Origin of the sequence: Microbacterium sp. MPKO10, from assembly GCF_026107415.2 — a bacterium.
GTDB lineage: Bacteria > Actinomycetota > Actinomycetes > Actinomycetales > Microbacteriaceae > Paramicrobacterium.
The window spans coordinates 17,918-31,635 of record NZ_JAPCHX010000007.1 but is presented as its reverse complement, the minus strand read 5'-3'; the positions used below and the strand labels follow the sequence as shown (position 1 = coordinate 31,635).

The window sequence follows — 13,718 nt, the reverse complement described above, 5'->3', positions numbered from 1 at the left end:
AAGTTTCTCCTTCGACGACGACGCGGTCACACTGGCAACGTGCGCTGCAGGGCGGGCAGAGCCCGTTCCCCCGAGTTCGCTGCCCATTCGCATGCGTTGGCGAGAACTCGGCGCACGTCAGGGTGGTGGTACACCGGGTACGCCTGATCACCGGGGCTGAAGTAGAAGATGCGACCGCGTCCCCGCTTGAACGTCAGGCCAGATCGAAACACCTCGCCGCCGCTGTAGCTCGAAATGAACACAGTCTCGTCTGGCGTGGGGATGTCAAAGAACTCGCCGTACATCTCTTGCTGCGGAATATCGATCGGGTTCGACACTCCGCGCACGATCGGGTGCGCCGGATCAACCGTCCACACGAGCTCGCGGTCATCTTCATTTCGCCACCGCAACGAGCACGTCGTGCCCATGAGTCTCTTGAAGATCTTGGAAAAGTGCCCCGAATGCAGAACGAGCAGACCCATGCCCGACAGCACATGCTGCTGAACCCGATCAACAACGTCGTCAGACACTTCCTTGTGTGCGCGATGCCCCCACCACGTCAGAACGTCAGTCTCGGCGAGAACGTCATCGGTCAGACCGTGCTCATCGTCGTCGAACGTGACAGTGCGCACGACGGCATTTGTCTCAAGATGTTCTTCGATGCCCTCGGCGATCGTGGTGTGCATCCCTTCCGGATACAGCTCCTGAACAATCTGATCGGTCTTCTCGTGCCGGTTCTCTCCCCATACGGTAATGCGCAGTGGCGCAGTTTGCGTGGACATATGCAATTTCCTTCCAGAGACAAGGTCGTGGTGATGGTCGGTTGGCTGGGTCTGTCTGCTCCGGCCACGAAGAGGCGCGGCGCCCTCACCCCTTGATCGCGCCGATCAGGATGCCGCTCTTGAAGTGGCGCTGAACAAAGGGGTAGACGAGCAGAATCGGAACGACGGCGAGCACGACGACGGCCATCTGTATGGCAAGGGACGCTGGTTGGGCCTGGTTGAGAGCGACGGTGTCTGCTCCACCGCTGCTGACGAAACTTTGCCCCTGCAGCACATACGCACGCAGCACGAGCTGAAGCGGCCACTTGTCGTTGTCGTTGATGTAGAGAATCGCGTTGAAGAAGGCGTTGAAGAATCCAACACCGTAGAACAGAGCGATCACGGCGATCACGGCCTTCGACATCGGCGCCACGATCGTCGCGAGAATTCTCCATTCTCCTGCACCGTCAATTCGCGCAGAGTCGATGATTCCCTGATCGATGCTCATGAAGAAGTTGCGAACGATGAGAATATTGAACGCTGATACCGCGGTGGGCAGAATGAGCGCCCACAGGGAGTTGATCAGCCCGAGGCCGCTCACGAGCAGATACATCGGGATGATGCCGGCGCTGAAGAACATCGTGATGATGATCATGAAGAGAATCGTCCGATGGAAGAGCGACCCGGGCCGAGAGAGGCCCCACGCCGCCAAAATTGACACGATGACGCTGATCGCGGTGCCGGCAAGGGTAATGAACATCGTCACTCCGACGGCACGCGAGACCACACCGCCGGAGAGAATCTGCACATAGGCGGAGATCGTCAGTCCGTTCGGAATGATCACGAGTCCGCCAGCGGCGTTGATTGCCTCCTGCGTCGACAGACTCGTCAGAACAATCGTCCACAGCGGGAAGAGCACGGCGCCGGTGACGACGATGAGCGTGACGAATTTGCCAATGGTGACCGCGAGAGACGGCTTCTCCTGCCAGATGGGCCGTTTGATTGGCTCGCGGTTCTTCAGCTTCGCGATGACGCCCTGAGGAGGATGCGGCTTGACCATCATCTCGGTCGACGGATGTGCGCTCATTTTTGATAAACCCCTGCCTCGCCGAACATGTGCGCGACCTTATTTGCCGCGAGCACGAGAATTAGACTGATGATTCCTTTGAGGAGGCCTGCCGCCGCCCCATAGCTGAAGTCACCCGAGACCACGCCAGAGAAATACACGAAGGTATCGAGAACTTCGGCGGCGTGAGCACCGACCGCTTCGCGTTGCAGAAGTAGCTGCTCGAACCCGACCGACAGCGAATCGCCCAACCTCAGAATGAGCAGCAGAATGATTGTCGGCCGCAGCGCGGGAAGCGTCACGTGCCAAATACGTCGCCATCCCGAAGCGCCATCGACGGCCGCGGCCTCATACTGTGAGGGGTCAACGGCGGAAAGTGCCGCGAGAAATACGACGATTCCCCATCCTGCGTCGCGCCAGATCGTCTGTGACGTCAGCAGCAGGATGAACGTGTCCGGGTTCGTCATGATGTCAAGCGGCTCAGCTCCAGCTTGGCGCAGCCATTGGCTGATGAGACCCGCTCCACCGAGGATCTGCTGAAATACCGTCACGATAATGACCCAGCTGAAGAAGTGCGGCAAGTACACGACCGCCTGAATCAACGTGCGCAGACCGGGGCGCAAGAGGCTATTCAGCAAGATCGCCAGGAAGATGGGCAACGGAAAGAAGAACACAAGCTGAAAGGCCGTGATCACCAGTGTGTTGCCCACGGCATGCCAGAACTCGGGGTCCTCGAGCAGCCGGGCAAAGTTGGAGAAGCCGACGAATGGGCTCTCGGCGATTCCCACAAACGGCGAATAGTTCTGAAATGCGACGACATTGCCCAACATCGGAACATAGGCAAAGATGACGAGCAGCACAATGACGGGCACAGACATGGCGAGAAGCGAGCGGTCTTGCTTGAACCGAAGTTTGAAGCCTTTGCGTCGGCGGGACGAAGATCTCTCGTTCTCCGTTACCGCCACAGGCAGCACCGTCGCGCTCGCCTCCCTGTCCGCTTGCGTGGCCGCGCCACGGCCATCCCGGGTGGAGACAGTCATGGTCAGGCCTCCAGGTATTCTGCGTAGAAGTCCCGCAGTTCGTCGCCACCACCTGTACGCCACTTCTCGATAGCCGCGTCGAGATCGTCCATCGATTGACGACCGCGAACGATGTCTTTCTCAAGGTCGTCGAATGGCTGCGACAAGTTGGCGAACTTGACGGGTTCGAGAATCCGCATTCCGTGGAATTCAGGCTCGACGGCATACTGCATTGAGTCGGCCATGAAGTTGCAATAGTCGGCAACGACGTCGGGGTACTGCGGGGCATTCTGCGTCACGGGCGGACGGACGAGCCACTGGTAGGTCGATGCCACCTCTTTGAGGCCAAGATCTGTCTTCACCGGCGCGCCCGTTTCGGGGTCGGCGTTCCAATGGACCCCTTCAATACCGTTCTGAAGAAGTGCTTGCTCAGTGGTTCCGAACGGAGCCGCGAAGTAGTTGAGCAGATCGAGAATCTCGTCCATGCGCGCGTCGTCATCTTGCTGCTTGACGAAACACAGAATCTTCGCCGGCGAACTCAGAAACACCTGGGGCTTCTCGCCGCCGGGTGAGAACCAGGGCATCGGCTGCTGATTGTACTCGGGTGTCGTCGGCGCTGTCCGCACGTGAGATCCGATCCACCCGGAGTATCCGTCGTACGAGATCAGCACTTTGCCCGACTCGAATCTCTGCTTATTCTGGCCCTCGTTGCCGGCCACGGCATCAGGGTGGATGACACCGGCGCTGAAGAGCTTTGTGACGAACTCAAGGTGTGCTCGGTACTCGTCGCTTTCATACCGGTGAACGAGCTTGCCACCCTCGCGCTTCCACATCGGCGGAACGTTGAAGATCAGATTCGACGACTCAGTAAGGTCGTTACCCGCCCACCGACCGGCATTCTGATCGGTGATCTCCACAGTGAGGTCGAAGAATTCGTCGGCCGTGGTCGGGAGCTTCGTGATGCCGAGGTCATCAAAGATGTCTTTGCGGTAGAAGGTCGCAGCCGAAATGCGGTCTGTGGGGTACGGGAGCCCGTAGAGCTTGCCCTCGAACACGCTGGACTTCCACGCGTCTGTGGGAATGTTCGCGAGGTTCGGGTACTTCTCAACTTTGTCTCCGCTGAGATACTCACCCAAATCGGTGAAGAGACCCGGCAATGCCTGATCGAACCTCGGCGGAATGTTGTGCTCGGCGATCGTGACGAAGTCGGGCACGTCTTTCTTCGATGCGAAGATTGCCTGAAGCTTATTGGGGTAGGCGTTGTTGTCGGTGAACTGAAAATCGAATGTCGCGTTGATCTCTTTATTCACCATTTGCAGGTACTTGCTGTCTTTCAGCCCGGGGACGACATTGCCGTATGTCGGTACCATCGCCGAGTACCTGCCGCCAACACCGGGAACCTTGTCGACAGACTCGACAAGCTTTGGCCAATCGAGGAAACCCGGGGTTGAGCCTTCGATTCCTGCAATATCTGGCTCGACGTAGGTGACGGGAACATAGTTGGGCAAGACTCCGGCTGGCACGCCGATCGGTCCCCCGCCGGTTGCAGCCCCGGTTCCCGTCGAGCAGCTGGCGAGCGTTGGGGCGATTGCCGCCGCGGCCAGAATTCCGATGAAGCCGCGCCGGCTTGTCGTGGGCACCTGCTTCGTGGCCCGCTGGAACGCGTTCATGACACTCCTTCGTGTGATGTGTGAACTTGTGATGGCCAGAACAGCTGCTGGCCTGTTGACAGATGAAAATGGGAGGACAATCTTGTGAATCTGTGGCGATGAATTTGTGGGATATCGCCGCCTCGCTTCGCCTTAGTATTTCGATACACCAACGGGATGTCAACACTTGGAACTAATCTGGTGAGAATGGGGCGAGCGAGTTCCGTGCGCCAGGAAAATGCCGGCAGTTACCCCAGCATTTCTCGGTCATTTCGCGCGGAGAGAGGCGTTCCGTACGCGCGGATCTCGCGCGTCATCTCGCCGATTTCGCCGGCATCATGGGCCAGCTATGAGGCAGATGCATCGATGACCGAGTCGGCGACAGCATCCGTGAGCCCTGGTGAGGAAAATTGCGTGCACGTCAATCACCATTCGGCCCTGTATCGGCATCGAGGCGAGCTATCTCTTCCGGCTCAAGAACAAGGCTTGCAGCCGATGCAGAATCTCGTGCCTGCTGGGGGGTTACGGCGCCCGGGATCGGCACGACTGTCGGCGACTGATGGATCTCCCACGCAAGTGCCACTTGATAGACGCTGATGCCTCGTTCAGCTGCAATCGCTCTCAGCGTCGGATGACGATCGGCAAGCCCGGCGGCGCCGCCGAGTCCGCCGAGCGGCCCCCACAGCAGGTACGGAATACCGTGCTCAGCCGCGTACTTCATCTCTGCACGCTGCACGCGCTGACCGAGCGAAAAGTGATTCTCGATCGAGCTCACCCGCCCACCCAGAATCTCTTGAGCGAGAAGTATCTGGTCGATATCAACATTAGAGATTCCCGCGCGCTTGATGATTCCGTCGTCAAGCAGATCGCGCAATGCTGTCATCGAGTCTCCGAAATCATGCCCGGGATCCGGTTTATGAAAGTGGTACAGCTCGAGCGCATCACCGCCGATTCGCTTCAAAGACGCCATTGCCGCCTCTTTGAGATAAGACGGGGTGCCGTTTCGGATCCACGCTCCGCCGTCTCGATAGATGAGCCCCCCTTTTGTCGAGAGAATCACCTGCGAGGTGTCGCCGCCATAGCTTCTGAGCGCCTCAGCGACGAGCAACTCGTTGTGCCCTTGCCCATCCTCTTCTGTCGTGTACGCGTCAGATGAATCGAAGAGCGTGACGCCGGAGTCAAGGGCGGCGTGAATCGTCGCAATCGACGTCTCGCGATCAGGTCGTCCCGCCACCGAGAGATTCTGGGTACCGAGACCGACGGCACCGATGCGAACATCACCGAATGGGCGCGTGATCCGAGTCAATGTCATGAGAGAACACCGTTTCGGTCATGGCTATGCATAGGTCAGTTCCTTCCCTGTCGCATCCTCACGACATGTCTCATCCTAGGACATGTAAACTTGTCTGACAATAGTTAAACGACGATGTATTGTGGAAACACCACTTGGAGGTGACCATGCCCGCACTCTCTGTGCGTACCGTGTCGCTCGTCGATGCGGTATCTGAATCATTGCGTCGCGCGATCATCAACGCCGACTACGAACCTGGCTCAGCCATCACTGAGCTCCGTGTCTCCGAAGACTTCGGCGTTGCGCGCTCCACCGCAAAGGCGGCTGTCGAACGCTTAGTCACGGCCGGTTTCCTCGAACGCGAGGCTCACCGTTCGGCTCGCGTGCCGTCGATGGCGCCTGAAGACGTCATCGACCTCTACGAGACGCGACGCATCATCGAGAGTGCGGCAGCCAGCCGGATAGCCCTCAAGCAGGTGCAGCCCGACGCCCTGCAGGCGATCGAATCCGCTGAAGCCGATCTTGTGCGCGCAGCTACAGCAGGAGATCGGGATGCTGTCGCGACCGCCGATGTTGCGTTCCACACCGCTCTCGTCGAATCCACAGGCATCCAGACCCTGACAGACATTTACGCGATGATCATGGGGCGGGCGCACATCGCCATGGTTCAGGTTCAGCGCAAGAATCCTGACGGAGCGCACCGAAGCCACACTGAGCACATGGCTATCCTCGACGCGATTCACGCCGGCGACCCTGAAGCCGCTGAAGCTGCCATTGCCGCGCACCTGTCGCGAGCTCAAGCTGATTATGTGCGCAGGGTATAGGCCGCTCGAACCTCACGCTTCACAGCTTGTCACGTCAGCGTGCGCTGCCCATTCACGATGCAGCCGGTCTCACGTCGTCCGTCGCGCAGCCGGGGAACCGACAACGACAACGTCGAATGCATCGACAGCGTGAATGTTGAGCACCACGTCGTCACCGTCGTGTTCAACTGTCAGGCCGGCTGGCTCGACGAGCGACCGCACCTCGGCCTCGGAACCGCCCCCGGGAACGCGCAGTCGCACATCGCGGATCGGCGCAGCCGGACCGTATGAGTTTCGGCGTTGCCCACTGTGATTGATGAGGTGAATGACGAGCCCCGCTGCAGAACGACCGAGTACAACTTCCAGGTACTCAGGCCCATCCACTTCGATCATCGTGGTGCTGAGCGCATCGCGTACGACTCCGACGGCCGCGTCGCGAATTCGCGTGAGCCCGAAGGCGCCATACGTCGTTCCGATCGTCCACGTGAACTGAGTGACCGCGCCCGTGCCGATTGGGCGCCGTGCTGCCGCGCTCTCTGAGCCGAGCACGTGCCCGTACGCCTTCTCGGGCGGCCCGAAAGGAGCGCGCTCAATAAGCGTGAACGTCGACTCGACGCCATCTCGCCACGCCACACGGTAGGCGCGTCCGTGCCGCGGGATGAGCGATGCCCCTTCCACGTGATCAAGATCGTCAAGCTTCACGTATGACGACATGAGCTCAGCATCCGCCGTCTCAACGCTCGTCACATATTCTGCGGGCAGCCACGACGCAGCCGCATCGCGCTCAATCGTCGCGTATTCGAGGCCGGTTCCCGCCGACGTAACGACGTGGCCTCCAGCCGCGACATATGCGTCGATCGCGGCATCCTGCGCCGGCTCGAGCGACACGATATCGGGCATCACGACAGCCTCGAATGCCGCAAGTGCCTTCGGGGTGATGGCATCTGCGGGCAACACGTCGAACGGTACGTGCGCTTCTTGAAGCGAAACATACCAGCCGGTGAACTCCGCGCGTGCTTGAGCGTGGCGCCCCGGTTCGACACGCAGCCCATCCGGTTGAACGAGCGCGACAGGCGAACAGGGGCTCAGACCGGAGTAGACGTCTGGATTCTTGGTCACGGTGCGCGTGGGGATCGCTGCCGTTTCAAGCCCGTCGTAGAGGATGCCGCGCGTCGCCCCCATAATGTACGTCGACGGGTTTGCTCCGCGCGCGATTGCCTGCACGAGGTATTGCCCGAGCATCTCTGGCTGTTCGTCAGAGAGGCGATAGGGCATGTCGAGAAACGCGACGGCGTTGACGAGCGCGGGCTTCTCAGGCTGAGTGACTCGAGACGCGCTGACGGCCTCACTCGTCGCGTGAGGCCACAGCGGGCGCCCGACCGCGTTGTTCGCCTCGTAGAAGAGGATGTCTGCCGAACGCCCCAGAATGAGAGCGGCGCCCGGGCTTCGCGTTGCGATGTGCGCACTGATGCGGGCGGTCAACTCGTCGATCGTCCGCCGCGCAAACTGCTTCCATGCCACGTAGTTCGGGTGATCAGCGTCGGCCGGCAGGTCGAGCCCCGATTCGGCGGTGAATGCACTGCGGCAGGAATCGCAGTGGCAGACGCCGTGGAGCGTTCTGCCGTAATCGACTTCGTTGAATCCGAACCAGTTGAAGAAGAATCCGTCGACGTTGTACCGATCGATGACCTCGTCAACGATCTCGAACATGCGCTCCTGATAGTAGCGGCCGCTGGGGCAGACGCTCACCAGCCCCTCGTATATCTGAAGGCCTCCGGTCCGCGACCGATACGCCCAATCAGGATGCTTGTTCGCGACCTCAGCTGTGATCTTCGAGAAGTCCATGCGAGCGAGCAGCCGGATACCCCGCCGGCGCGCGGCCGCGACCGCGTCACCCACGAGGTCGCCACCCGGTCGGTTGCGGAGCTCGGGGTTTCTCGGCTGGAAATCGAGATCTGTGGGATGGTGCGCGAGGATGCCGCCAACATTCAAGAGCCAAACGGTCGCTCCATGCGCTTCGATGTCATCGAGTGTTGCCTCAACATCGAGCGTGACATCGACCTCGCGCAGGTTCGTCTGGAAGACCCCGAAGGCGTTGTTCCACCACCCCTCGCGAGCAACCTGGCGCTCCGCACCGCGCGTGCTCTCTGGGTCTGTGTCGTCAACGAGCGAGTGCCCTGTGGTGACGGTCATGATGCCGCCGCCCCGTTGAGCTCGCGCGCAAGCACCACGAGCGCGGAGTGGTCGAGGCCGCCTCGCCCAGTCGCGACGAGCGAGCGCATGAATTGCGCGACTGCGCTCGTGACCGGAAGAACTGCTCCCGATGACTGCGCGGCGTCCATCACGATGCGCAGGTCTTTGTCGTGCAGCTCGGCACGGAAGCCGGGCCCGAATTCTCCTGCGAGCACCGACGCCGTCTTGCGGTCGATGACCGTGCTGCCCCCGAGACCCTTGGCGATGGCGTCGAGCCCTGCGCGAGCATCGGCGCCCTGCGCCTCGAGAAAGGCGATCACTTCGGCGAGTGCCTGCAGGTGCGTCGCGACGACAAGCTGGTTCGCCGCTTTGATGACCTGACCGCTGCCGGCGTCGCCGACGTGCGTGATGGTGGAGCCCATTGCCTCGAGCACAGAACGCTGGGCCTCGATCGTTGCGGCGTCGCCGCCGATCATGATCGAGAGCACTCCTTCGATCGCACCCGCTTCACCGCCGGACACCGGGGCGTCCAGCACGGGGTGGCCCGCCGCAGCGAACTTCTCGGCAATGCGCCGCGAGACGTTGGGGCTGATCGTGCTCATGTCGATGTAGGTCGCGCCCTCCGCGATGGTCGCGAGAACACCGCCGTCGCCCAGTGCGACGGCTTCGACATCTGGTGAATCGGGAAGCATCGTGATCACGACGTCTGCCCCAGCGACAGCATCCGCCATCGATTCGGCAAGCGGGATGCCCGCTGCCGTCGCCGCCTCGCGCGTCGCCGTCGAACGGCTGAACCCGGTGACGGCGTGGCCCGCTGTGACCAGGTTGGCCGCCATCGGACGCCCCATCACTCCGAGTCCGATGAATCCGATGGTTGCCATAGCTCGAGAACTCCCTTGTGCGTGAATTACCCCTGACGGCGTCAGGTACAACGATATATTAGGTCGCAGAAATCACTCTACCGGCTCAAATGACCAAAGTGGTATTTCGATTCACCTTATTGACGAAGACGGTGCGCCGATCGGCGAGGCAAACCGGTCAGTTGGCGGGCGCGGAACCCGTGGAACCCCGCACGACGAGCTCGGCGGCGCCGATCGCCGGAATCTCATCGACCTCTTCGCCGAGCATCTGCAAGAGCGTTGTCGCGGCGGCGCGCCCGCGCTGCGTCGCATCTCTGCGCACGGTTGTCAGCTCGGGCTCGACCCACTCCCCGAGCGCGAGCCCGTCGTAGCCGACGACAGAGAGATCCTCGGGAACCGAGAGCCCGTGCCTGCGCGCCGCTTTGATGCCGGCGAGCGCCATTCCGTCTGAGCCGTAGACGATTGCGGTGGGGCGCGTTGCCTGCGTCAGCAGACGCGTCGTGTGTTCGGATGCCGCGCCAGCCGAGTAGTCCGTGGCGATGGTGCCGAGCGAGACGAGGCCGGCACTCGAGAGCGCTCGCTCGAAGGCGCTTCTGCGCAGAATCGGCTGCACGCGGTCATTCGGCCCGCCGATGTAGGCGATCTTCGAATGGCCGAGCCCCACGAGATGGCTGACAACGCTCTCGATACCCGACCCCGCATCGTCAACGTCGAGGTGAGGGATCGGATCATCGGTCCACGGGGTCCCGACGAGCACCGCGGGAAGCCCGAGCGACCGAACGAGATCGAATCGCGTGTCACCGATGCGGCTATCCGTCAGGAAGACTCCGTCAACACGCCGCGCATCGGCGAGGCGCCGATAGGCGTTGAGCTCCTCTTCCGAGTTCGTGCTGAAGATATAGAGAAGCAGACCGTAGTCGCGGGGGCTGAGCACCGATTCGATGCCCGCGATGAGAGACGCGCTGCTGCCGCCGATGTCAGACATCGCTGCCGGGTTCGAGCTGTGCAGCACGAGGCCGAGCGTCTGAGCGCGAGCCCGCCGCAGCGCAACGGCCGTCGCACTCGGTGACCAGTTGAGCTTCTTCGCGGCATCCCGAATCCGCTCTCGTGTCGGCTCAGAAATTGCGCCTCGGCCGTTGAACACCTGCGACACCGCTGAACGAGAGACACCGGCGAGCTGGGCAACGTCTGCGATCGTCGGCCGAGCTGCCTCCCTGTGGGATGTTCCTTCGTGCTCCGTCACGTGCGGTCTGCCTCAAATCTGCGTGCGATGTAGATTGCCGAATCCCGGCGCGCGGTGAACCACGATTCGTCAGTCATATCGTAGTCACCGACCCTCTGCTTCTGCGGTTCGGCCCCGCCGACGAGGCACAGCCCGTCAGCGAGGCCTTAACCTTATGCGGTCACCCCAGTTCGTCGAGCTTCTCTTGGTAGAACGCGCGCAGATCGTCGCCTCCAGACGACTTCCAGCTGGCGATCGCCGCCTCGATGTCGTCTTCGTCGGCGCGCCCACGGGCGACGTCGGCCTCCAGATCTTCAAAGGGCTGCTCGAGCGATGCGAATCGAGCCGGTTCGATGATGCGGTTCCCCCAGAACGGATCCTCAACGAGGTACTTCGTCGCCTCCTCCATGAAGGCGTGCGTCATCTCTCCGACGTCAGGATTCGAGAGCACCGCGTCGACGACGTTCGGCCCCGTCAGGAACTTGTAGGTGGCAACCACCTCTTTCGTGCCCAGCTCGGTCGACCCCTCGGTGCCGTCGTCGTTCAGCTCCCAGTCAACGCCCTCGACGCCGTAATTGACCAGGCGGTACTCGGTCGTGCCGAACGGCGCGGCGAGCAGGTTGGCGAGGCCCAGAATCTCTTCGATCTTCTCGTCATCCGCCTGCTTGATGAACGACGTCATGTTCACGGCATCCGGGCGGGGAAGGTACGGGTCTCCGCCATCAGCGGCGAACGGCATCGCCGGGCGCTGGTCATACCCGGGAATCTGCGGTGCGACACGGCGCATGCTGCCCCGCCACCCGCCGAAGCTGTCCACCATCGTCGCAACCTGCGCCGCCTCGAACCGGGTCTTGTAGCTCCCTGTTCCGGCGACGGCGTCGGGATGCACGACGCCCGCATCGAACAGGTCGCGGTTGAAGAGCAGCGCCTCGCGATACTCGTCGGTTTCAAAACGGTGCACGAGCTTTCCGCCATCAAGGCGCCACGTTGCCGGCACGCGGAACATATTGTCGATTCCGCCGAGGAAGATGTCATCGATTCCCCAACGGCCTTTGCTCTCGTCGGTCAGCGCCTTCGCAAACTTCTTGAACTCGTCGCCGTTCGTCGGCGGCTCAACGCCGACCTCTTCGAGCACATCGTAGCGATAGAAGATCCACGAGCCGATGGCCTCCTGTGGATTCGGCAGCCCCATGAGCTTGCCGTTGTATACGCAGTACTTCCACGTGTCCGTCGTGATGTTCGCAAGGTTCGGATACTTCTTAACCTTGTCGCCCGCGAGGAATGGCGTGAGGTCGGCGAAGACGGCTTCGACCGCCTCGTCGAACCGAGCCGGAATCGTCGAGCTCGGCACGACGACCCAGTCGGCCACGTCCTTCGGCGAGGCGAGCACAGCCTGCAGCTTCTCTCCGTACGAACTTCCCTCGACGGCGTTGATCACCACCTTCGAGCCGAGCGCCTCGTTCAGCGCGACAAAGTAGTTGTTCTCCGGCAGCCCGGGCGGAACAGCGGAATAGATCGGAACCATTGCGTTGATCGTCGAGCCCGATCCCGGCGGGGTCTTAACCGATTGCACATACTCGTCTGGCACCTCGGTATAGATCGGTGTTGAGTTGTCGACAGACGGATACTTCGCCTTGACGTATTCGACGGGGATGTAGTCAGGGAGGACGGCCCCCAGATCGATTCCCGCTCCGCTGCCGGATGCACCCCCTGCCGAGCATCCGGCCAGTGCGAAGGTGCCGAATGTCGCAATCGCGCCGCCGACGAGGAAGCCGCGTCTGGAGAACGCAGCACCCGTTCCGCTGCCGACGCTCGATTTCACTGCCATGTCCCACTCCCTTGTGAACTTCTGCTCTTCTTCTGGGTCGTCACTCTTCTCAAACCCTCGTAGTATTTCGATATATCAACTACCGTGACATACGTTAGCATGACAGGAAATACTCGAGATCACGTTTTAGTAACTCGATATACTAGATTTCAGCGCAATTCGAAGGATGCCCATGAGAATCGCAATCACAGGCGGCAACGGTCGCCTCGGCAGCGAAGCCACAGCATATGCTCGCACGCGAGGCCATGATGTGACGGTGATCGATCGCGTCGGCGACGAAGGCCCGGCGTCGGCGATCATCGATCTGACCGAGTTCGACAGCGTCGATAAGATCATCCGCGAGGGCCGATTTGATGCGGTCATCCATCTCGCCGGAATGCCCGGCCGCACGAAAGTGGCGGGCAACCTGCTCTTCCGAAACAACATGCTGACCTCGTACAACGTGCTCAGCGCTGCGCAGCGCGCCGGTGTCTCGAAGATCGTCTTCGCGTCGAGTGAGACGATTCTCGGGCTTCCGTTCTCCGAGTCTCCCGCCGAGCTGCCCATTGTCGAGACCTCGCCCGCAACGTATCGTACGGGTCACGATTACGGAATGGTCAAGTACCTCGAGGAGCAGATCGCTCAGCACATGGCCGCAGACGATCCTGCGCTCAGCATCAGCGCGATGATGCTGACGACGATCGTGCTGCCCGAGATGTATGAGAACTTCGCGAGCTACGAGCAGGATGCTCGCGGGCGCGGGTACAACCTCTGGAGCTACACGGATGTTCGCGATGCCGGCCAAGGCGTCGTCCTCGCGGCAGAGTACCGAGTGCCGGGGTATGAACGCTTCATTCTCGCGGCTGACGACACTGTCATGTCAACGCCGACCGCCGACCTCGTCGAACGATTCCACCCCGGCAGCACGGTCACACGCAAGTTGGGCGAGCACGAGACGCTGTTCTCGAACGAGAAAGCCAAGCGCCTCCTGGGCTTCGCGCCGCAGTACGGCTGGCGAAATGCGTAACACTGCTCACGGCAGCGATGTCGTGCCGACGCAGGTGCGAG

The 13,718-nt window shown here is 61.2% G+C and carries 11 protein-coding genes; 2 read left to right on the top strand and 9 right to left on the bottom strand.

Translation table 11 applies throughout. The annotated features are described in order from the left end of the window. Nucleotides 1-26: 26 nt before the first annotated feature. The 5 genes from OK352_RS16285 to OK352_RS16265 all read right to left on the bottom strand — a co-directional run bounded on the left by OK352_RS16285 (nt 27) and on the right by OK352_RS16265 (nt 5,786). Complete coding sequence (locus OK352_RS16285; protein WP_265142573.1) at nt 27-761, bottom strand: ThuA domain-containing protein; 735 nt, start codon at nt 759-761, stop codon at nt 27-29. Between the two features lie 85 nt (nt 762-846). Beyond that, the gene (locus OK352_RS16280; RefSeq protein WP_265142572.1) at nt 847-1,827 is read right to left on the bottom strand and encodes a carbohydrate ABC transporter permease; all 981 of its coding nucleotides are present in this window, start codon (nt 1,825-1,827) and stop codon (nt 847-849) included. Next, nucleotides 1,824-2,846, bottom strand: a complete 1,023-nt coding sequence (locus OK352_RS16275; RefSeq protein ID WP_265142571.1) for an ABC transporter permease — start codon at nt 2,844-2,846, stop codon at nt 1,824-1,826. The genes OK352_RS16280 and OK352_RS16275 overlap by 4 nt, the downstream gene beginning before the upstream one ends. A gap of 2 nt (nt 2,847-2,848) precedes the next feature. Then, nucleotides 2,849-4,495 (bottom strand): extracellular solute-binding protein, encoded by a 1,647-nt coding sequence (locus tag OK352_RS16270; protein WP_265142570.1) that lies wholly within the window; start codon nt 4,493-4,495, stop codon nt 2,849-2,851. 400 nt (nt 4,496-4,895) lie between these two features. Next, nucleotides 4,896-5,786 (bottom strand): aldo/keto reductase, encoded by an 891-nt coding sequence (locus OK352_RS16265; RefSeq protein WP_265142569.1) that lies wholly within the window; start codon nt 5,784-5,786, stop codon nt 4,896-4,898. A gap of 146 nt (nt 5,787-5,932) precedes the next feature. Between OK352_RS16265 and OK352_RS16260 the strand changes: the two genes are divergently transcribed. Then, nucleotides 5,933-6,589, top strand: coding sequence for a GntR family transcriptional regulator (locus tag OK352_RS16260; protein ID WP_265142568.1), 657 nt, complete (start codon nt 5,933-5,935; stop codon nt 6,587-6,589). A 69-nt stretch (nt 6,590-6,658) separates the two neighbouring features. Here OK352_RS16260 and OK352_RS16255 read toward each other — a convergent pair whose 3' ends face one another. From OK352_RS16255 to OK352_RS16240, 4 genes are all read right to left on the bottom strand, one after another. Further along, nucleotides 6,659-8,761, bottom strand: a complete 2,103-nt coding sequence (locus tag OK352_RS16255; RefSeq protein ID WP_265142567.1) for an alpha-amylase family protein — start codon at nt 8,759-8,761, stop codon at nt 6,659-6,661. After that, a complete protein-coding gene (locus tag OK352_RS16250) occupies nt 8,758-9,669 on the bottom strand; it encodes an NAD(P)-dependent oxidoreductase (protein WP_265142638.1) in 912 nt (303 codons plus the stop codon). The genes OK352_RS16255 and OK352_RS16250 overlap by 4 nt, the downstream gene beginning before the upstream one ends. A 130-nt stretch (nt 9,670-9,799) precedes the next feature. Continuing rightward, nucleotides 9,800-10,864, bottom strand: a complete 1,065-nt coding sequence (locus tag OK352_RS16245) for a LacI family DNA-binding transcriptional regulator (protein WP_265142566.1) — start codon at nt 10,862-10,864, stop codon at nt 9,800-9,802. A 160-nt stretch (nt 10,865-11,024) separates the two neighbouring features. Further along, nucleotides 11,025-12,671, bottom strand: a complete 1,647-nt coding sequence (locus OK352_RS16240) for an extracellular solute-binding protein (RefSeq protein WP_265142565.1) — start codon at nt 12,669-12,671, stop codon at nt 11,025-11,027. A 172-nt stretch (nt 12,672-12,843) separates the two neighbouring features. On the opposite strand from OK352_RS16240, the gene OK352_RS16235 reads away from it, so the two are divergent. Next, a complete protein-coding gene (locus OK352_RS16235) occupies nt 12,844-13,677 on the top strand; it encodes an NAD-dependent epimerase/dehydratase family protein (RefSeq protein WP_265142564.1) in 834 nt (277 codons plus the stop codon). Nucleotides 13,678-13,718: the final 41 nt, after the last annotated feature.

Excerpts from the sequence above, each read along its gene's own strand:
- OK352_RS16285 (WP_265142573.1), bottom strand. The coding sequence starts at position 761 with ATGTCCACGCAAACTGCGCCACTGCGCATTACCGTATGGGGAGAGAAC.
- OK352_RS16280 (WP_265142572.1), bottom strand. The coding sequence starts at position 1,827 with ATGAGCGCACATCCGTCGACCGAGATGATGGTCAAGCCGCATCCTCCT.
- OK352_RS16275 (WP_265142571.1), bottom strand. The coding sequence starts at position 2,846 with ATGACTGTCTCCACCCGGGATGGCCGTGGCGCGGCCACGCAAGCGGAC.
- OK352_RS16270 (WP_265142570.1), bottom strand. The coding sequence starts at position 4,495 with ATGAACGCGTTCCAGCGGGCCACGAAGCAGGTGCCCACGACAAGCCGG.
- OK352_RS16265 (WP_265142569.1), bottom strand. The coding sequence starts at position 5,786 with ATGACATTGACTCGGATCACGCGCCCATTCGGTGATGTTCGCATCGGT.
- OK352_RS16260 (WP_265142568.1), top strand. The coding sequence starts at position 5,933 with ATGCCCGCACTCTCTGTGCGTACCGTGTCGCTCGTCGATGCGGTATCT.
- OK352_RS16255 (WP_265142567.1), bottom strand. The coding sequence starts at position 8,761 with ATGACCGTCACCACAGGGCACTCGCTCGTTGACGACACAGACCCAGAG.
- OK352_RS16240 (WP_265142565.1), bottom strand. The coding sequence starts at position 12,671 with ATGGCAGTGAAATCGAGCGTCGGCAGCGGAACGGGTGCTGCGTTCTCC.
- OK352_RS16235 (WP_265142564.1), top strand. The coding sequence starts at position 12,844 with ATGAGAATCGCAATCACAGGCGGCAACGGTCGCCTCGGCAGCGAAGCC.